Source organism: Vibrio cionasavignyae, from assembly GCF_050337155.1.
Lineage (GTDB): Bacteria > Pseudomonadota > Gammaproteobacteria > Enterobacterales > Vibrionaceae > Vibrio > Vibrio nomapromontoriensis.
Genome location: NZ_JAKJSR010000025.1, coordinates 96722 through 116226, shown reverse-complemented (window position 1 = coordinate 116226; position 19505 = coordinate 96722). Strand labels below are relative to the sequence as shown.

The 19505-nt window shown below is 44.4% G+C and carries 18 protein-coding genes, 1 tRNA gene and 3 rRNA genes; 18 read left to right on the top strand and 4 right to left on the bottom strand.

Annotated features, from left to right (window positions below):
* From L4D74_RS19810 to L4D74_RS19775, 8 genes are all read left to right on the top strand, one after another.
* Positions 1–171: ribosomal RNA gene (locus L4D74_RS19810) — 23S ribosomal RNA — on the top strand; the annotation flags it as partial.
* Positions 172–302: 131 nt separating this feature from the next.
* Positions 303–418, top strand: a 5S ribosomal RNA gene (rrf, locus tag L4D74_RS19805).
* Positions 419–479: 61 nt separating this feature from the next.
* A tRNA-Thr gene (locus tag L4D74_RS19800) sits at positions 480–556 on the top strand.
* A gap of 36 nt (positions 557–592) precedes the next feature.
* Positions 593–708, top strand: a 5S ribosomal RNA gene (gene rrf, locus L4D74_RS19795).
* A 207-nt stretch (positions 709–915) separates the two neighbouring features.
* Entirely contained in the window at positions 916–1467 is a 552-nt protein-coding gene (locus L4D74_RS19790) for an AAA family ATPase (RefSeq protein ID WP_428754183.1), read from the top strand.
* Positions 1468–1523: 56 nt separating this feature from the next.
* Complete coding sequence (locus tag L4D74_RS19785) at positions 1524–2435, top strand: virulence factor BrkB family protein (RefSeq protein ID WP_428754193.1); 912 nt, start codon at positions 1524–1526, stop codon at positions 2433–2435.
* Complete coding sequence (gene dtd, locus L4D74_RS19780; protein ID WP_428754182.1) at positions 2407–2841, top strand: D-aminoacyl-tRNA deacylase; 435 nt, start codon at positions 2407–2409, stop codon at positions 2839–2841. Before L4D74_RS19785 ends, dtd begins: the two co-directional genes overlap by 29 nt.
* A gap of 38 nt (positions 2842–2879) precedes the next feature.
* On the top strand, positions 2880–3797 hold the full coding sequence (locus L4D74_RS19775; RefSeq protein ID WP_428754180.1) for a bifunctional GNAT family N-acetyltransferase/hotdog fold thioesterase: 918 nt from the start codon (positions 2880–2882) through the stop codon (positions 3795–3797).
* A 39-nt stretch (positions 3798–3836) separates the two neighbouring features.
* On the opposite strand, the gene L4D74_RS19770 is transcribed toward L4D74_RS19775, so the two are convergent.
* The 4 genes from L4D74_RS19770 to hslR form a co-directional block, all read right to left on the bottom strand.
* The gene (locus tag L4D74_RS19770) at positions 3837–5726 is read right to left on the bottom strand and encodes an AsmA family protein (protein WP_428754179.1); all 1890 of its coding nucleotides are present in this window, start codon (positions 5724–5726) and stop codon (positions 3837–3839) included.
* Positions 5727–5835: 109 nt separating this feature from the next.
* A complete protein-coding gene (pckA, locus tag L4D74_RS19765; RefSeq protein ID WP_428754177.1) occupies positions 5836–7461 on the bottom strand; it encodes a phosphoenolpyruvate carboxykinase (ATP) in 1626 nt (541 codons plus the stop codon).
* Positions 7462–7791: 330 nt separating this feature from the next.
* The gene (gene hslO / locus L4D74_RS19760) at positions 7792–8673 is read right to left on the bottom strand and encodes an Hsp33 family molecular chaperone HslO (RefSeq protein ID WP_428754175.1); all 882 of its coding nucleotides are present in this window, start codon (positions 8671–8673) and stop codon (positions 7792–7794) included.
* A 16-nt stretch (positions 8674–8689) separates the two neighbouring features.
* Entirely contained in the window at positions 8690–9076 is a 387-nt protein-coding gene (gene hslR, locus L4D74_RS19755; RefSeq protein ID WP_428754173.1) for a ribosome-associated heat shock protein Hsp15, read from the bottom strand.
* A 315-nt stretch (positions 9077–9391) separates the two neighbouring features.
* On the opposite strand from hslR, the gene gspC reads away from it, so the two are divergent.
* The 10 genes from gspC (at position 9392) to gspL (ending at position 19497) form a co-directional block, all read left to right on the top strand.
* Positions 9392–10273, top strand: a complete 882-nt coding sequence (gene gspC / locus L4D74_RS19750) for a type II secretion system protein GspC (protein WP_428754192.1) — start codon at positions 9392–9394, stop codon at positions 10271–10273.
* A gap of 31 nt (positions 10274–10304) precedes the next feature.
* Positions 10305–12329: a type II secretion system secretin GspD gene (gene gspD, locus L4D74_RS19745; protein ID WP_428754172.1), complete on the top strand. Its 2025-nt coding sequence runs from the start codon at positions 10305–10307 to the stop codon at positions 12327–12329.
* Complete coding sequence (gspE, locus tag L4D74_RS19740) at positions 12329–13825, top strand: type II secretion system ATPase GspE (RefSeq protein WP_428754171.1); 1497 nt, start codon at positions 12329–12331, stop codon at positions 13823–13825. The genes gspD and gspE overlap by 1 nt, the downstream gene beginning before the upstream one ends.
* Complete coding sequence (gspF, locus tag L4D74_RS19735; RefSeq protein WP_428754169.1) at positions 13826–15055, top strand: type II secretion system inner membrane protein GspF; 1230 nt, start codon at positions 13826–13828, stop codon at positions 15053–15055.
* Positions 15056–15116: 61 nt separating this feature from the next.
* Positions 15117–15560: a type II secretion system major pseudopilin GspG gene (gene gspG / locus L4D74_RS19730; RefSeq protein WP_250618750.1), complete on the top strand. Its 444-nt coding sequence runs from the start codon at positions 15117–15119 to the stop codon at positions 15558–15560.
* A 53-nt stretch (positions 15561–15613) separates the two neighbouring features.
* Positions 15614–16216, top strand: a complete 603-nt coding sequence (gspH, locus tag L4D74_RS19725; RefSeq protein ID WP_428754167.1) for a type II secretion system minor pseudopilin GspH — start codon at positions 15614–15616, stop codon at positions 16214–16216.
* A complete protein-coding gene (gene gspI, locus L4D74_RS19720; RefSeq protein ID WP_428754165.1) occupies positions 16164–16556 on the top strand; it encodes a type II secretion system minor pseudopilin GspI in 393 nt (130 codons plus the stop codon). Before gspH ends, gspI begins: the two co-directional genes overlap by 53 nt.
* Entirely contained in the window at positions 16546–17262 is a 717-nt protein-coding gene (gspJ, locus tag L4D74_RS19715; protein WP_428754163.1) for a type II secretion system minor pseudopilin GspJ, read from the top strand. Before gspI ends, gspJ begins: the two co-directional genes overlap by 11 nt.
* Positions 17259–18293 carry a type II secretion system minor pseudopilin GspK gene (gene gspK / locus L4D74_RS19710; protein WP_428754161.1) on the top strand — a complete coding sequence of 345 codons (1035 nt, stop codon included), beginning with the start codon at positions 17259–17261 and terminating at the stop codon, positions 18291–18293. Before gspJ ends, gspK begins: the two co-directional genes overlap by 4 nt.
* Positions 18262–19497 carry a type II secretion system protein GspL gene (gspL, locus tag L4D74_RS19705; protein ID WP_428754160.1) on the top strand — a complete coding sequence of 412 codons (1236 nt, stop codon included), beginning with the start codon at positions 18262–18264 and terminating at the stop codon, positions 19495–19497. The genes gspK and gspL overlap by 32 nt, the downstream gene beginning before the upstream one ends.
* Positions 19498–19505 lie beyond the last annotated feature (8 nt).

The following is a 19505-nucleotide window of genomic DNA, read 5'->3' as shown; positions in this document are numbered from 1 at the left end:
ATCGATAACCGCTGAAAGCATCTAAGCGGGAAGCGAGCCCTGAGATGAGTCTTCCCTGGCACTTTAAGTGTCCTAAAGGGTTGTTCAAGACTAGAACGTTGATAGGCAGGGTGTGTAAGTGCTGTGAGGCATTGAGCTAACCTGTACTAATTGCCCGTGAGGCTTAACCATACAACACCCAAAGGGTTTTGATGGACTCAAAGCAAGAACATAATTGAATGTGTATTAAGACTTTTATTAAGCTTTCCGAATTAATTTTGCCTTTAGCTTTTAATAAAAGCTGAAAGTAAAAGAAGAATTTGCTTGGCGACCATAGCGTTGCGGACCCACCTGATCCCATGCCGAACTCAGAAGTGAAACGCAGTAGCGCCGATGGTAGTGTGGGGTTTCCCCATGTGAGAGTAGGACATCGCCAGGCTTTAATTTTGATAAAAGAGCCCGTTTGAAAAAGCGGGCTCTTTTAGTCCAAAAAACTAATTGCTGATATAGCTCAGCCCGGTAGAGCGCACCCTTGGTAAGGGTGAGGTCCCCAGTTCGAGTCTGGGTATCAGCACCAGTTAACCGCTAACGTATAACGTTAGCTCAAGATTTACTTGGCGACCATAGCGTTGCGGACCCACCTGATCCCATGCCGAACTCAGAAGTGAAACGCAGTAGCGCCGATGGTAGTGTGGGGTTTCCCCATGTGAGAGTAGGACATCGCCAGGTTCTAATTATAACCTCATCTGAGGTTAATGAATGAAGCAAAGAGTTATAAGTCTTTATTTATCGTATTCAAAGCCCACCTTCTTGGTGGGTTTTTTCGTTTTGACGATAACAAAAATCTGCCCTATAGACTTGGCTACAGATCTTCATTCTTAGAAGAACGATGGTAGACTCAATACTATCGCCCCATCACACTAAGACTGACACGTAATGAACACGACCCTTCCATTTATTATTACAGGTGGTCCAGGCTCAGGGAAAACGACGCTCTTAGAGTCAATGGAATGTGAAGAGATACAAGTATTTCCTGAAGTGCCAAGGCAGCTTATTATTGAGCAGTCTCGCGTAATCAATGGAACTTTACCATGGGTTGATTTATCGGGATTTGCAGAGCTATGCTTCAGAGAGATGCTGACTCAAAAGCAGGTAACATTAAATTATCCACTCACTTTCCTTGATAGAGCGATTCCAGATATCTGTGCCTATCTCTCATGGGGCAATTTAGAGATTCCACAACATATTGCTTTAGAAGCTAGCAGCGGCTATCAACAGCTTGTGATATTCTGCGAGCCGACATTAGAAACTTATGTGCAAGATGACATTCGCCCGTATCCTTTCGAGGAAGCACTGGTCATTCATCGAAAGCTTTACCAGCTCTACGAGTCTATGGGATACCAAATTGTCTCATTGCCATTGCTGCCAGTTAAAGAGCGCGCAGCATTACTAACCTCTATATGTCGAGAATACTTACGCGTCGTTTAGCAAGGAGCCTACGAGTGAAGTTTAAAATTAGGGACAATGCATTTCCCATTCGAAACATGATGGAGTTGATTGCAAAGATTATTCGTTTTGTTCGTTATCTAGCACAACGAATGGCACATGACCGTGTCAATGTTAATGCAGGCTACTTAACTTATATTACTTTGCTTTCTATAGTGCCTTTACTGACGGTCTTGCTCTCCGTGCTTTCTTCATTTTCAATCTTCGCTAATACAGGGCAGGTACTTCAAGACTTTATTATCCAGCACTTTGTTCCTGCTGCTGGTGATGCTGTATATTCTGCCTTGGTCGAATTTGTCTCTAATACGACAAAGATGACAGCAATTGGGAGTAGCTTTCTATTTGTTGCCGCTTTAATGCTCATCTCTAACATTGACCGAAATTTAAACTATATCTGGCGAGTTAAAGTGAAACGGCGCGCCGTATTTTCTTTTTCAATGTACTGGATGATACTGACGTTGGGTCCTATTTTAGTTGGGGCAAGCATCGTTGGTACCTCTTATGTGACGTCATTAAAAATACTGGAGCATGATGCATTAAGTGGGGCTTTCAGCCTATTAATTGGCTGGTTGCCCGCCATTTTGGCGCTCTTGGCATTCTCTGGGTTATATCTATTAGTCCCGAATAAAAAAGTGCGTTTCTCTCACGCTTTAATTGGGTCTTTGGCCGCAACCTTACTGTTTGAAATCAGTAAGAAAGCGTTCGCATACTACATTACCCAGTTTCCCTCTTATCAACTAATTTATGGAGCGATAGCTGCGATTCCAATATTGTTTATATGGATATACTTATGTTGGTTCATTGTTCTGATTGGTGCAGAGGTGACAGCTGCGCTTGGTGAGAAAGAGCACTGGCTACCCAGATCTCACATGTTACAATCGAGCGTCGACAATGAATCTCAACAGATAAAGGAAGCGCTAAGTGATAGCACTGATACAGAGAGTAAGTGAGTCTTCGGTTAGCGTTGACGGACAAGTTGTAGGGGAAATTGGTAAAGGGTTACTCGTTTTACTTGGTGTCGAAAAAGATGACGATGACGCAAAAGCGAAAAGACTGGTTGAGCGAGTCACTACCTATCGAGTTTTTGAAGATGAAGCTGGTAAAATGAACCTTAATGTAAAAGAAGTAGGTGGAAGCTTACTTGTTGTCTCGCAATTCACTTTACCTGCGGATACCAAAAAGGGCACGCGTGCAGGATTTTCACGCGGTGCAAACCCTATAGATGCAGAACGTCTTTACCACTACTTTTCTGAACAATGTCGTCATGTCTTACCAACAGAATGCGGGCAGTTTGCCGCAGATATGAAAGTTTCTTTAGTCAATGATGGCCCTGTGACGTTTTGGTTGCAAGTATAGTCGAGTAAAGCGTTAGTTTTACATTTGAAAGGATATCCATGTTTAAACTTATTACTCCAAAGACTGAGAATCAACTGGCTAAGTACTACCAGTTTCGCTGGCAGATGTTACGAGAGCCCTGGCGTTTACCAGTTGGCTCTGAGCGAGACGAGTACGATGAAATGAGCCATCACCGTATGATCGTTGATGGTCGCGGTCGACCGATGGCTATTGGTCGTCTCTATATTACGCCTGATAATGAAGGTCAGATCCGTTATATGGCGGTAAAGAGCAGCCGTCGTGATAAAGGAATGGGTTCTTTGGTACTTGTGGCACTGGAGTCTTTTGCGCGACAGGAAGGGGTTAAACGTTTAGTGTGTAATGCTCGTGAGGATGCGATTTCATTCTACGGTAAAAATGGTTTTGAGTGCCAAGGGGAATTGAACGACCAGCATGGTCCAATTCGCCACCAACTGATGATTAAGCCACTTGATCCATTAGCGAAAGTATTACGCCGTCCTGAGTGGTGTGCCGAGCTACAACAGCGCTGGGAACAGCAGATTCCAATTAGCGATAAGATGGGCATTAAGATTAACCAGTACACAGGTTATCGATTCGAGTGCAGTGCTCAGTTAAACCCTAACCTTAATCCACATAACACAATGTTTGCTGGGTCAGCTTTTACTCTCGCGACATTAACGGGTTGGGGAATGACGTGGTTACTAATGCAAGAGCGTGGATTGAATGCCGATATTGTGCTTGCTGATAGTGGGATTCGTTACCGACACCCGGTAGAAATGAACCCTGTGGCGGTGACTTCACTCGATGGTATTAGTGGCGATTTGGACCGTTTAGCGACGGGACGTAAAGCGAGAATTATCATTAACGTCACGATCTTTAGCGGTGATAAGCCTGCTGTAGAGTTTGTTGGTACTTATATGCTGTTACCAAACTACCAAGACAAAATGACTCAGTAGTACGGTCTGCGATATTGTTTCGCGATATCGCTGACCATATTATTGCTCTAATAAGCAGCTTGTTGTCGGCTTTTGTTTCACTGACCCTGATAGTAAATCAATAGTGGTCAATTCGGAACAGTGGGAAATGAGCTTTAGTTCCACTGGAGATGTTTCGAGGTGACTTAACTCGACCTCGCCAGACGCTTCCCCATCGATATTATCACCATGGATGGTAAATGGTGACAATGATAAGCGCCCCCGATCGGCAACAAATTGAAGTGGTGTTATTTCTACTGGAATAGAGTTACCCTCATTGCTCGCGATAGAGGTATTGTCAAATACGGCGTCAAACTTGCCTGTTAACGTTTTTGAAATAGCTAGCCTATCGGCAGTGAGTACATTCATAGACAGGTTGATATCAGCGATGCCAGTAATATCAATACTGTTTGGTGTCTGCAAATATTTCAACAAAGACAACGGTAGAGAATAAGCTCTTGCACTGACGGTTAAGGGCTGACTTATCGCAGAAAAGTCCAGTGAAGCTACCACATCTAGATACCCTTTTTGATAGGGGATAAATAGTCGTTTCAATTGCCATTTGCCATCGTTACTTTGAGTTTCTAAAGCGACTTGACTGGCTAAGACACTATCAATACTAACGCTATTGGCTGAGGCCGTGGTTTTTCCTTGCCATAGACCCCACTGACCTTTTCGTATCAACTCTAAATTATTACCTTCCAAATTTAAGCCAGAGACCTGCCAGTTAGGTTTATCCTCGGTTTGTATCCATTGCCCACGACCGATCGTAAGATGATTGATACTGAGTTGGTTGAGACCGGTAAGAGGAAGGAGCTTGAAAAGTGACTGTAGAGCATTTTGCTGTGTTTCTTCATACACCTTCACCCCATCGATAACAACACGGTCAAGTGCTATCGCATTGGGCTGCCAAACGCCTGCGAGCTGAATACGACCCTGCTCAAGCGTACTATCGATATCTTTTAAGTTTATCACTCCCTTACCAGCAATGACCTCAACGGTAGGTTCAATAAACTGGAGGCTCTGGTATTGGATACTATCAGCGTCAAACGAGACGTAAGCATCAATTTGCTCCCAAATAGAGTGGCGAAGATCAATTTGTTCAAAAGACGCGTTGAGATTTTCTACTTTGACATCGTTGAAACGTAGATTAGCGTGCAGTAAATCTACACTATTGATGTGACCAATGGCAGTAAAGATCTTGTTGTAATGAGCGATAGAAGCCGTTGTAAGATCGAGGTTAAGCTTATCTACTGTCGCATTCACTAAGGACCACGTGCCATTTTCATACTGTGCTTGAGTGGATACCATTGCTTGATTCCAAGTGAAAGACGCACCGTAGATCTTGCTTTCCTCGCCGTTGAGTACGCCATCAATGAGTACGTCGTTGGCGGATTCTCCTTGGTAGTATATTTGAGAAGCCCGTAGCTGAAACTCACCACGGATATTCGCCATGTTTGGCTGATATTGAACATTGCGGAGTTGCAATTGAAGATCGTTGATGATCACATTGTCATCAGAGTAATCAATATGATCGAGAGCGATATTATCGATCGATAAGTCATGGGCTAATGATGCAGATTGACGAGACAGAGTTGAGCCTGAAAGTAGCAATTCATGAATACGAAGTGGTGCAGTAATTGATTGTGAGGGTGAGAGCCAAATAGACATGCTATTGGCATCTATCGATTCCTGCCCCTGTCTTTCAATACGGACACTATTGAAGTCAAACTGATTTGGGTACTGGTAGCGTACGGATTCGCTGATTACTTTAATGTTCAGTGTTTTGTCTAATGCATAGGAAACCATAGGGCTCGCATACTGTGTATGCAGCAAACAAAAGAGTGCTAATACAGAAAGTAGTCCTAGAGCGATGAGCGCTATTACTATGGCCAGTGTTTTTCGTATCACGTTGTTCTCTCTTACCTACTGAGCATAATCAGTAATTTAGCTCGAAAGTGATCAAAAAGCCCCTCTTATGAGGGGCTTGGTCACTAAAACTTGAATATTAATCTAAGTATTAGTCTATTTGTGGTCCTGCCGCGACTAATGCTTGACCTTCCGAGTTATCAGTATACTTCTCAAAGTTATTCACAAAACGTTTCGCGAGGTCTTCCGCTTTGCTTTCCCATTGTAGTGGGTCAACATATGTATCGCGTGGGTCTAAAATGCCAGAATCGACGCCAGGTAACGAAGTCGGAACTTCTAGGTTAAACACTGGGATTGTCGTAGTTTCCGCATTTTCAATTGAACCATCTAAGATAGCATCAATGATACCGCGAGTATCTTGGATTGAAATACGTTTACCAGAACCGTTCCAGCCAGTATTCACTAGATAAGCTTCAGCGCCAGCGGCTTCCATACGTTTAACTAACACTTCTGCGTATTTGGTTGGGTGCAGTGTTAGGAAAGCGGCACCGAAACATGCAGAGAATGTTGGTGTTGGTTCAGTAATACCTCGCTCTGTACCGGCTAGTTTAGCAGTAAAGCCCGATAGGAAGTGATACTTAGTTTGCTCTGGAGTTAGCTTTGAAACGGGTGGAAGCACGCCAAATGCATCAGCGGATAGGAAAATAACTTTATTCGCATGACCACCTTTAGAAACGGGTTTTACAATGTTGTCGATATGATGGATAGGGTAAGAAACACGGGTATTCTCGGTTTTCGAACCATCATCAAAGTCGATAGAACCGTCATTGCGAACCGTTACGTTTTCTAGCAGAGCATCACGGCGAATTGCGTTATAGATATCTGGCTCAGCTTCTTTGGATAGATTGATCGTTTTCGCGTAGCAGCCACCCTCGAAGTTGAAGATGCCATCATCATCCCAACCATGTTCGTCGTCACCAATCAGCTGACGTTTTGGATCGGTAGACAGTGTTGTTTTACCTGTACCGGATAGACCAAAGAATACAGCGACGTCTTCATCTTCGCCTTTGTTAGCAGAGCAGTGCATGGATGCGATGCCTTTAAGCGGTAAGAAGTAGTTCATCATTGCGAACATGCCTTTCTTCATTTCGCCGCCGTACCAAGTACCACCAATAAGCTGCATTTTTTCTGTCAGGTTGAAGACGGTGAAGTTTTCTGAATTCAGACCTTGCTCCTGCCATTTTTGGTTGGTGCACTTAGCACCATTCATTACCACAAAGTCAGCTTCGAACGTTGCAAGTTCTTCATCGCTTGGGCGAATAAACATGTTCTTAACGAAGTGTGCCTGCCATGCTACTTCTGTGATAACACGGATACATAAGCGAGTGTCAGGGTTGGTACCGCAGTAGCCGTCAATAACAAACAAGCGTTTGTTAGATAGCTGCCCAGTGACCAGTGTTTTTAACTCATCCCAGACATCGGCAGAAATTGCTTTGTTGTCATTTTTTCCTTGATCAGACCACCACATCGTGTCACGAGTCGTGTCATCACGAACAATGAACTTATCTTTAGGGGAGCGACCTGTAAAGATGCCGGTATCAACGGCAACTGCGCCTAATTCAGTGACGACACCTTTTTCGTAACCTTGTAGGGTGTCTAATGTTTCTTCGGTGAAAAGTTGCTCATAGCTAGGATTGCGAACAATCTCAGTAGAGCCAGTGATGCCATATTGAGTTAGATCGAGTTGTGCAGCCTTATTAATGTCCATAACGGTCATAGGTGCTCCTTATTGGATTTTTGTAGGGATTTTAAAATTGTTATAATTTGTTTTTTATTTTGAACTCCATGCTAGCAACGGAAACCCGATAAAACAGGGATGCAGTTCAAAAATTACTCATCATATCGTGACGGTTTTAAGTGTTTGGTCACATATTAAATCGCGGTGGTTTATTCTAGGGCAAACCTTTGCGTTAGGGTAAATGTAACATAAGTGATAACAGGATAGTGATACGTTCCGTCTGGAAATGTTGTGTTATCGTTAAATTTTTCATAAAAAAAAGCCAGTTCAGATAGAACTGGCTTGTGTAACATATTTCTAACACCGAAATTAGTGTAGAGTCGGTTTCTCACCTTGCTCATCTTTTTGAGCAAATAACTCTTTTATGTCGCCATCATCAAATGAGTAAGTGCTACCACAGTAGTCACAATGTAGTGCTACCGACCCTTCTTGCGCTAAAATTTCATAGACTTCATCTTGGGCAATAGTGGCAATAGCGTCTGCACTGCGTTCACGTGAACAGCCACAGAAAAATTCGACTTCTTTTGGTTCGAACAATTGAACCTTGTCTTGGTTGTAAAGACGGTACAATAGGTCATTGGCTTCTAAAGTGAACAGCTCTTCATTTTTTACAGTGTTTGTTAATTGCTCTAAGTGTTCAAAGTCTTCAGGTGAGCCAGTGCCATCAGGCATGACTTGTAATAGCATTCCTGCCGCCTTAGCTTGACCATCCTGAATGCCTGTGCGGATCCAAAGACGAGTTTTGAGTTGCTCTGAACGCTCAAAGTAACCTTCCAACACCTCTGACAAATTAGCGCCTTCTAGACCCACTACGCCTTGGTAGCGCTCACCTTTATCTGGAGTGATCGTGATAACAAGATAGCCTTTACCAAGCATGTCGTGAATCGAGGCGTCATCGGCAATTTGACCTTCCCAGCGTGCCACACCACGTAGTTTTTGGTTATGGTCACCATTGATTACCGCCAAAGAGACTGGACCATCACCTTGCAGTTGCATGGTAATTGAGCCTTCAAACTTTAACGTCGCGGTGAGTAGGCTAGTTGAAACAAGAAGCTCTCCAAGCAGGCTTTGCAGTGCTGCAGGGTATTCTTTGCTAGAAATAATCTCTTGATAAGCCGTATCGAGCTGTACCAGTTCTCCTCGTACAGATAGCTCTTCAAAAAGGTAGCGGTTTAATGTGTTATTAGCCATTTAAGGAAGCTCCAGCTTATTGGTGTTTAAACTTAATGATATTGCGACGCTGTTTTTTGTCAGGACGACGCTCTGGACTTGGGTTGTGTGCATTCAGTTTGCGCTGCAAAGCGAATTCTTCTCGCTTAGCGATACTCTCTTTCGTTTCAGAATAAAGAGTCTGGGCTTCCGGTGCTCCTCTACGCTGATCTGAAATACGTTCAATCATCACCGTTTTTTCTTCGTTGCCTTGACGGAGGGTTATTACGGCGTTCAGCTCTACAATTTTACTGGGTTTTGAACGTTGTCCATTGTAGTGGACTTTCCCACCGTCGACCATATTACGGGCAACACTGCGTGTTTTGTAAAAGCGAGCGGCCCACAACCATTTGTCGAGGCGAACGGCATTATTTTCTGAACTCATCTCGATTCCTGCTTTCTAACCCGCATTATAGTGTAAGACACTAAATACGTTGCGGCGGGTTTACAATGATTACCCCACTAAATGGTGTTTAGCTCCCAAAAAATCAACCCTAGCAAGTAGATTGCATGGCACTAATATTTATATGTGACGTAAACTCACAATTATGGAGTGTTCTCAGCAGAAATTGACGCTAGTAAATGAAAAAACCAAGAAAAGGATTCATAATGCATCATTATGATGGAATACGGCTAGAGACAGGATATTAGGTGCGTGAAAGGATTTTCCATATCGACAACAACATTACAATCTACACCTCTGTTTTCATACTTACGTCGTTGTCTACATTATCAACCTCAATTGAGTTTATTTATCGCGCTGTGTCTGCTCGGTTTATCTGCTTGGATTGCCGGTGTATTAGCGTGGCAGTTATTTCCACAATCATCGTCGGTAGGGCGTTGGGTGCCTCCAACTATGGTGAAGGTGCAGTCGACAGGTACGAGCAATAGCGCTTACTCATCAGAAATTAATAAGGCCAATATTTTTGGTCAGTACCAACGCGAGCAAAAAGTCGTACAAACGCCGGTTGTTACGGATGCGCCAAAGACGAGGTTGAATGTTGTGTTAGTGGGTTCTGTTGTGAGTAACAACCCCGATCGCAGCTTGGCAGTCGTGGCAAATAGGGGCAAGCAAGGCACTTATGGTATTGGAGAGCAAATTGAAGGAACTCGTGCCACCATCGCCGCTGTTTTGATTGATCGTATTATTATTTCCAATTCGGGTCGTGATGAAACAGTGATGCTGGAAGGTATTGAGTATAAAAAACTGGACTTAAAACAACCAGCACCGGCTGCTGCGTCAAATGTCGTAGGTAATAATCCAAGAGATAATGAAGAAAAGTTAGCCGCAATTCGCAGTACGATTACCCAAGACCCACAACAGATTTTTCAGTATGTCAGGCTTTCTCAAGTAAAACGTGACGGGAAAATATCGGGATACCGTGTTAGTCCAGGTCGTGATGCTGAGCTTTTTAACGCAGTAGGTCTACAAAATGGTGATATTGCCGTTGCACTTAACGGCGCTGATCTTACCGACCCTGCAGCGATGGGACAAATTTATCAATCCATTTCGGATTTAACCGAACTCAATCTCACGGTTGAACGGGATGGACAACAGCACGACATCTTTATTCAATTCTAGTCGTGAATGCAGTATTTCAAGGGAGCAACAAGTGAAGAGTTGGCTTAAGAAAAGTACTTGGTTATTGGTGGGAAGCTTGTTGGCAGTTCCCGCAGTATCTGCCAATGAATTTAGTGCCAGTTTCAAGGGAACAGACATACAAGAGTTCATTAATATCGTAGGTCGTAACCTCGATAAAACGATCATTGTTGATCCGTCTGTGCGTGGCAAAGTGGATGTTCGAAGTTATGACGTCTTGAGTGAAGAGCAATATTACAGTTTCTTCTTAAATGTACTCGAGGTGTATGGTTATGCTGTTGTTGAAATGGACAATAACATTCTCAAAGTCATTAAAGCGAAAGACGCAAAAACGTCTGCCATTCCTGTTGTTGGGGATAACGACATTGCCAAAGGTGATAGCGTTATTACTCGTGTGGTTGCCGTTCGAAATGTCTCGGTGCGTGAATTGTCGCCGTTACTAAGACAATTAAATGATAATGCTGGTGCGGGTAACGTCGTGCATTATGATCCTGCCAACATCATCTTAATTACCGGGCGCGCAGCCGTGGTAAACCGCCTTGCCGATATCATTCGCCGCGTTGACCAAGCGGGTGATAAAGAGATTGAAGTGGTTGAGCTGCAAAATGCTTCTGCCGCAGAAATGGTTCGTATCGTTGATGCATTAAACAAAACCACGGATGCTAAAAATACTCCGGCATTCTTGCAGCCTAAGTTGGTGGCCGATGATCGCACCAACTCTATTCTTATCTCGGGTGATCCTAAAGTTCGTAAGCGTTTACGTAGCCTAATCAGTCAGCTAGATGTTGAAATGGCGACGAAGGGCAATAACCGCGTGCAATATCTGCGTTATGCCAAGGCTGAAGATTTGGTCGAGGTATTAAAAGGCGTATCGGACAACCTGCAAAAAGAAAAACAGTCAGGTGGTAAATCAACATCCAGTGCCAACCGTACAGAAGTGATGATCACGGCGCATGCGGATACTAATGCGCTCGTACTGACTGCGCCACCAGATATTATGAAGGCGTTATTGGAAGTTATTTCACAGTTGGATATTCGTCGTGCACAGGTGCTTATCGAAGCGCTAATTGTTGAGTTAGCAGACGTTGATGGTGCTAATTTGGGTGTGCAATGGGGTAATGCGACGAGCGGTAGTGTGGTTCAGTTCTCCAATACTGGCGCGTCGATTGGCAGTGTTATGGTCGGTATGGAAGATGCGAAAGATAAAGTCACTACAGAGACTCGGTATAATGACAAAGGTGAACCTTACAACGTAGAAACTAAGACATCTGGTGATTACACCAAACTCGCCAGCGCACTTGGTGGCGTTCAAGGTGCAGCCGTCGGCATTGCAATGGGTGACTGGACAGCATTAATTACCGCCGTTTCCAGTACGTCTAACTCTAACATTCTGTCTTCGCCAAGTATTACCGTCATGGATAATGGTGAAGCCTCATTCATTGTTGGTGAAGAAGTGCCTGTTCTAACAGGCTCTACTGCGGGCTCGAACAACAGCAATCCATTCCAAACGGTTGAACGTAAAGAAGTCGGCATTAAGCTGAAAGTTGTGCCACAAATTAACGAAGGTAATTCCGTTCAGCTAACCATTGAACAAGAAGTTTCCAACGTATTGGGTGCGAGTGGTGCGGTCGATGTAAGATTTGCTAAACGTCAGCTTAATACCTCGGTGATGATCCAAGATGGTCAGATGCTGGTGTTAGGTGGTTTGATTGATGAGCGAGCGGCGGAAAGTGAATCTAAGGTTCCTTTCTTAGGGGATATTCCCTACCTAGGACGCTTGTTTACCTCAACCAGTACCACGGTTGAGAAAAAGAACCTGATGGTCTTCATCAAGCCGACCATTATCCGTGATGGGATTACTGCTGACGGTTTGACGCAGCGTAAGTATAACTACATTCGTGCAGAACAGTTGTTTAAAGCGGATCAAGGCTTGAAGTTGATGGATGATGGTTACATTCCTGTTCTACCTGAATTTGGTGAAACCACACGTTACCCATCTGAAATACAAGCCTTTATTGAGCAAATGGATACTAAGTAATGGGAGAGACAGTGGAGTTTCGCCCGTTAGTTACCCGATTGCCATTTAGCTTTGCCAATCGGTTCAAGGTTGTATTTGAAGCCAGTGAATCTGAGGCGGTATTGTTTTACGTTGAGCCATTGGCGCTTAACGCTTTGCAAGAAGTTAAACGTGTTTATCGACAAACATTTGAGTTAAAGCCTCTACCGGCTGAACAGTTTGAAGCGAAATTGACTCAAGCGTACCAACGGGACTCTTCGGAAGCGAGGCAGTTAATGGAAGACATTGGCGCAGATAGCGACGATTTCTTCTCATTGGCAGAAGAGTTGCCGCAAGATGAAGATCTACTCGAGTCGGAAGATGATGCACCTATTATCAAATTGATCAACGCTATGTTAGGTGAAGCAATTAAAGAAGGGGCGTCGGATATTCATATTGAGACCTTTGAAAAAGTGCTCTCTATTCGCTTCCGTGTCGATGGTGTATTACGTGATGTGTTGGCGCCGAGCCGTAAGCTTGCGCCATTATTGGTCTCGCGAGTTAAGGTTATGGCCAAACTGGATATTGCTGAAAAACGCGTGCCTCAAGATGGTCGTATCTCATTGCGAATTGGTGGACGAGCGGTAGATGTTCGTGTGTCAACGATGCCTTCCTCACACGGCGAACGTGTCGTGATGCGATTATTAGACAAAAATGCGACACGTCTCGATTTGCATAGCTTAGGGATGACCGCGACCAATCATGATCACTTCCGTAAACTTATCCAAAGACCTCATGGCATTATTCTGGTGACGGGTCCAACGGGGTCGGGTAAGTCGACGACCTTGTATGCTGGCCTGCAAGAAATCAATAGTAATGAACGCAACATTCTAACGGTCGAAGACCCGATTGAATTTGATATAGATGGGATTGGTCAGACGCAAGTTAACCCTAAAGTGGACATGACGTTTGCTCGAGGGTTGCGGGCGATCTTGCGTCAGGATCCAGATGTTGTGATGGTTGGTGAGATTCGAGATCTTGAAACAGCGCAAATCGGTGTTCAAGCATCATTGACGGGTCACTTAGTGATGTCGACGTTACATACTAATACGGCGGTGGGTGCCATTACTCGTATGCGAGATATGGGCATCGAGCCGTTTCTGATCTCCTCTTCTTTGCTTGGCGTACTCGCGCAACGCTTGGTGCGTACCTTGTGTAAAGATTGCAAAGTCCCTTACCAAGCTGATACGCAAACCAAAAAGCTATTTGAAATGTCAGAGACTGAGGAATTAGTCCTACATAAAGCGGTAGGCTGTGAAAAATGTAATCAAAAAGGCTACCGAGGGCGAACGGGTATTCATGAGCTTTTGATTATTGATGATGAGGTACAAACCTTGATTCATAATGAGGCGGGTGAGCAAGCCATTGAAAAAGAAGTGCGAAACTACACGCCGAGCATCCGAGATGACGGATTGAGTAAGGTTAAGCGCGGTATTACCTCACTGGAAGAGGTAATGCGAGTGACAAAGGAAGCATAAGTGGCCGCATTTGAATATAAGGCTTTAAATGCCAAAGGCAAGCAGACCAAAGGGCTGATTGAGGGCGATAACGCAAGACAAGTGCGCCAGCGTCTCAAAGAGCAAGGGTTGATGCCAATAGATGTGGTTGAAGCAAGAAGCAAACCTACACGAAGCGCCAACGGAGAGGTAGCAAAACCGGCATTTAAGCGTGGTATCAGCACCCCAGATTTGGCCTTGATTACTCGACAATTATCGACATTAGTTCAATCGGGGATGCCACTTGAAGAGTGTTTGAAAGCAGTATCTGAGCAATCAGAGAAGCCTCGAATTCGGACAATGCTGGCGGCCATTCGTTCCAAAGTAACGGAAGGCTACACTTTGTCAGATAGCTTGGCGGATTACCCTCACGTATTTGATGAGCTTTTTCGCTCGATGGTTTCTGCAGGGGAGAAGTCTGGACATTTAGATTCCATTTTAGAGCGCTTGGCAGACTACGCCGAAAATAGACAAAAGCTGCGTTCAAAGCTGCAGCAAGCGATGATCTATCCAGTCGTGCTGGTGGTGTTTGCGGTGGCGATTGTCGCATTTCTTCTGGCGGCTGTCGTACCCAAAATTGTGGGGCAGTTTGTGCAAATGGGACAAGAGTTGCCGAAATCGACTCAGTTTCTTTTATCCTCAAGTGATTTCATTCAAAACTGGGGTATCGCACTGCTGATTGGTTTTGTACTGATAATGTACGCAATTAAAACCGCATTGCGTCGCCCAGTCATACGGATGAAGTGGGATACCAAGGTTCTGGGGCTACCACTGATTGGAAAAATAGCCCGAGGCCTGAATACCTCGCGTTTTGCTAGAACACTGGCGATATGCACTTCCAGCGCCATCCCAATTTTAGATGGTATGAAGGTGTCAGTGGATGTGATGACGAATCACTTCGCTAAGAAGCAAGTATCGCTTGCAGCTGATAATGTGCGAGAAGGGGCAAGTTTACGTAAGGCGTTAGAGCAGACGAAACTGTTTCCTCCTATGATGTTGCATATGATAGCGAGTGGTGAGCAGAGTGGCGAACTAGAGAGTATGCTCACTCGCGCCGCTGATAATCAGGACCAAAATTTTGAATCGACGATCAACATTGCGCTAGGAATATTTACTCCCGCGCTCATCGCTTTGATGGCGGGTTTAGTATTGTTTATCGTAATGGCGACATTGATGCCAATACTGGCAATGAACAATTTGATGTCTGGGTAATCTAACCACGTAGACAGCATGATATTACCTCGTTTACGAGGTGTTTTCCTTGGAGTACTAGATGAAACAGAAAATGAAAAAACAAGCAGGCTTCACCTTGCTAGAAGTGATGGTCGTTGTGGTTATTTTAGGCGTGTTAGCCAGTTTTGTTGTTCCTAACTTATTAGGTAACAAAGAAAAGGCCGATCAACAAAAAGCGATTACCGACATTGTAGCGCTAGAAAATGCCTTGGATATGTATAAGTTGGATAACAGTATTTATCCAACCACGGATCAAGGGCTAGAAGCGTTAGTGACGAAACCTGGTAATCCAGAGCCTCGCAATTATCGTGATGGTGGTTATATTCGCCGTTTGCCTAACGACCCTTGGGGCAATGATTATCAATACTTGAGCCCGGGTGATAAAGGAACGATTGACGTGTTCACTCTTGGTGCTGATGGTCAAGAAGGTGGTGAAGGCGCAGCAGCCGATATTGGTAACTGGAATCTTCAAGACTTTCAGTAATACGTAAGATAACAGAGCGTGTGAGCGCTCTGTTATCAATGAAGTGGTAACCGATGCGTCCTATTAAGTCCTTTCATTCAGGTTTTACGCTACTAGAGATACTTTTAGTACTAGTGCTGCTCTCGCTTAGTGCAGTAGCCGTAATTGCGTCAATACCGCCTAAACAAGATAATCAAGTAAAAGAAGAAGCTCAGCGCTTATTCCAAAGGCTTCAGCTGTTCAATGAAGAAGCAATGTTGGCTGGCAAGGATTTTGGAATTAGAGTTGATGAAGAACAGCGCCGCTATGTGTTTTTGGAACTCAAACCGGAAGGTTGGGAAAAAATATCATTAAAGACGATCCCAGATGAGATCACACTTCCGGATGGTTTAACCATTAAGCTTGATTTGAGTAATGGTGTCTGGGGCGTGGACGACCGGCTTTTTGAACCCACATCTTTATTTGATGATGAGATGTTTGCAGATGTCGAAAAGAAGAAAAAACCAGAGAAGCCACCGCAAATATTTATATTGTCGAGCGGTGAATTTACCCCAGGTGTCTTTGTCCTAGCACCAGAAAATCGCGCTAAGAAAGATCTCACGTGGCATATTCAAATCCAAGAAAATGGCTTGGTACAAGCAATGGATGATAGGGATTGGAATGATGAAAAGCGTTAGGGGTATGACGCTGCTGGAAGTGCTAGTTGCCTTGGCTATTTTTGCCACCGCTGCGATTTCTGTCATTCGCTCGGTTTCTCAGCATATTAATACCTTGAGTTACCTAGAAGAGAAAACCTTCGCCGCGATGGTCGTTGATAATCAAATGGCGAAAGTTATGCTTAATAGCAGTGCATTAAAAGCCGCGAATGGCAAAGAGACGTTAGCGGGGCGAGAGTGGTTTTGGCGAGTTACACCCGTTAAAACATCAGATAATTTGCTTAAGGCTTTTGATGTCAGTGTCGCGACTGACAAAAAAGCGAGCCCAATTGTGACCGTAAGGAGTTACGTTGCAAAATAATCGCAACGGGGCGCCTTCACGCGGATTTACTTTAATTGAAGTCTTGGTGGCGATGGCGATTTTCGCAAGTCTGAGTGTGGCTGCTTATCAGGTCGTGAATCAAGTACAGCGAAGTAATGAGTTATCTCAAGAGCGCAGTGCTCGACTACAAGAGATTCAACGAGCTTTTGTCTACTTAGATAGTGATTTTAGGCAGATAGCTTTACGACAGTTTCGACATGAAGGTGAAGCCCCATTATCTGCTCTGATGATATGGCAGCAGAATTTTCTCGACTCGGATAGTAAGGGGGTACTCTTTACCCGTTTAGGTTGGATGAACCCGCAAAGCCAATTTCCTAGAGGTGAGGTGGCGAAGATAGGCTACCGCTTGAAAGAGGATAAGTTAGAAAGGCTATGGTGGCGTTACCCCGATACCAGTGTCGGTGAGCTACCCGTTATCTTGCCGATTCTGACGAAAGTGAATACTTTCGAACTGCGGTTCTATAATGGCGATTCGTGGTCAAAAGAGTGGCAACAAGAACTTACTTTACCTCAAGCAGTAGAAGTCACGTTGGAACTAGAGGATTACGGGAAAATTACCCGAATTTATTTGACGCCGAATGGCACAATCAATACCTCTGCGTCAGCAGGAGGCAATGCCAATCAAGGTGGCGGATCGAGTCAGGGTGATGGCAGTAATGATGCCAACCAAGGGAGTGGTGGATGATGAAAAAAGTGCATGGTCATTCATCATCTCAAAAAGGTGTCGCGTTGATCGTGATATTGTTGTTATTGGCGATCATGGTGTCGATTGCGGCGACGATGTCGGAGCGCTTATTTAGCCAGTTTACCCGTGCTAATAGCCAGATTAATTACCAGCAAGCCTATTGGTACTCTATTGGGGTTGAGGCTCTCGCAACCGTCGCGATTAAAGAGAGTTTTAAAGATAATAAAGACAGTATTAACCTCAATCAGCCATGGGCGATTGAAGAGCGTACGTACCCGCTAGATTACGGCGAAGCTACCGGGCGTATTGTCGACATGCAGTCATGCTTTAACATCAATGCTTTGTCGAGTATTGCTCCGACTGCAAATAGTACGGAGAAGCCTTTTTTAGTGCGCTTTTTTCAGCGACTGCTGGAACAGTATGACGTAGAAAATTACCAAGCAGAGCAGATAGCAGACTCAACCTGGGAATTTGTAAATAAAGAAACCACAGTACGGTCCGTATCGGGTGTGGGTGACAGTTATTATGAATCACTATCTCCTGCTTATGTCACCGCTAACGGCTTATTGGCGGATAGCTCTGAATTACGGGCTGTAAATCAAGTGATGGGGGATGTCACGCTGCGCTTAGGATCAGCGATTTGCGCGCTTCCAGTTTCGACGTGGCAATTGAACGTCAATACGCTCGCTACGGAAGATGCTGATATATTGGTTGCACTGTTTGCTCCTAACTTATCGCGAGATAATGCGTTGCAATTATTGGAGAATCGCCCATTTGATGGTTGGTCAGGAGTGGACAAATTTCTTGCAGAATCACAAATGAGTAGTGTGGATGAGAATACTCGTAAACAAGCGTCTCAGTATTTATCTGTAGACAGTGTGTACTTTGAGCTTGATGCTCAGGTCGTGGTGGATGAATCACGGCTGAGATTAAGAACGTTATTTTATAGCAAAGATAGAGAAGATCTGACGGTGGTACGTCGTCGATTTGGAGGATTGAGTGAGCGAGTTCTTAACCGTTCGACTGAATAGTCAACCTAATAGCCCAGTATGTTGGGCAGTGTGGTCGACTGGACAAAAGGAAGTGATTGCCAGTGGTGAGCTGGAAAGTCTTGAGCAGCTGGAAACAATAAAAGAGTACGCTCAACAAAGAGTGACTTTATTACTGTTGTGCTCTCAAGACGTTCATTTCTCCGAAGTAGAGATCCCGGCGGGGGGAGCTCGTCAGTTTGAGACGATGTTGCCTTACTTAGTTGAGGATGACATTGCCCAAGATGTCGATGACTTACATTTTTCGATACTGCATAAGCACAATGGTAAAGCGGTAGTTTGTGCCGTGGACCGCGCGTACTTACTGCAAATACTAGCGTGCTTTTTAGAGTGTGGTATTGACGTTAAGAAAGTCGTGCCCGATGTATTAGCTCTGCCAGAATCCGAGCATATTAGTGCGCTTGAATTAAATGAACAGTGGCTATTTCGAACCAGTCAGTGGCGAGGAATGACGGTAGATCAGCACTGGCTTGGCGCTGCGATTGACTCTGATTACCTAACCTCAATGTCAGAGGAAGGCGAAGTTGACGTCATCACGGTTGATGTTTACTCCCAACCTTGTGAAGAGATGAAGGCTGATTCGACCCATATCACATGGCAATTTGCGCCGATTGAAATGCCGATGGCGCTGTTATCGCAAGGTGCTATTGATAGCCAAGCAACGTTATTAACGGGTGAGTTAAAGCCGAAAGCCTCATTTGTTAAGTACTGGAATATTTGGCGTAAAGTTGCGATTGCTACGGTGATTTTGTTGGTTGCGCTTATTGCAGAACAGGTGGTTTTGGTGAGTCAGTATGAATCACAAGCCACGGCATACCGAGCGGAAAGCGAACGTATTTTTCGCACGGTATTCCCAGATAAGAAACGAATACCCACAGTCAGTTATCTTAAAAGGCAAATGCAAGATGAGTTAACCAAGCTTGGTGGATCTGGTATGTCTAGCACCTCAGCATTGGAATGGTTGGCTAAGTTGCCCAATACCGTCGGTCAAGTGAATGGAATGCAGGTCATCAGCTTTACTTATGACGGTAATCGTAATGAAGTTCGTTTAAGCGTGACAAGCCGTGATTTTGAGAGCTTTGAATCGGCTAAGGTCAAACTAGAAACGCAGTTTGATGTTTCACAGGGGCCACTGAATCGAAACGGTGAATTGGTGATGGGTAATTTTGTGTTGAAGAAGAAGTAGGTCATTAC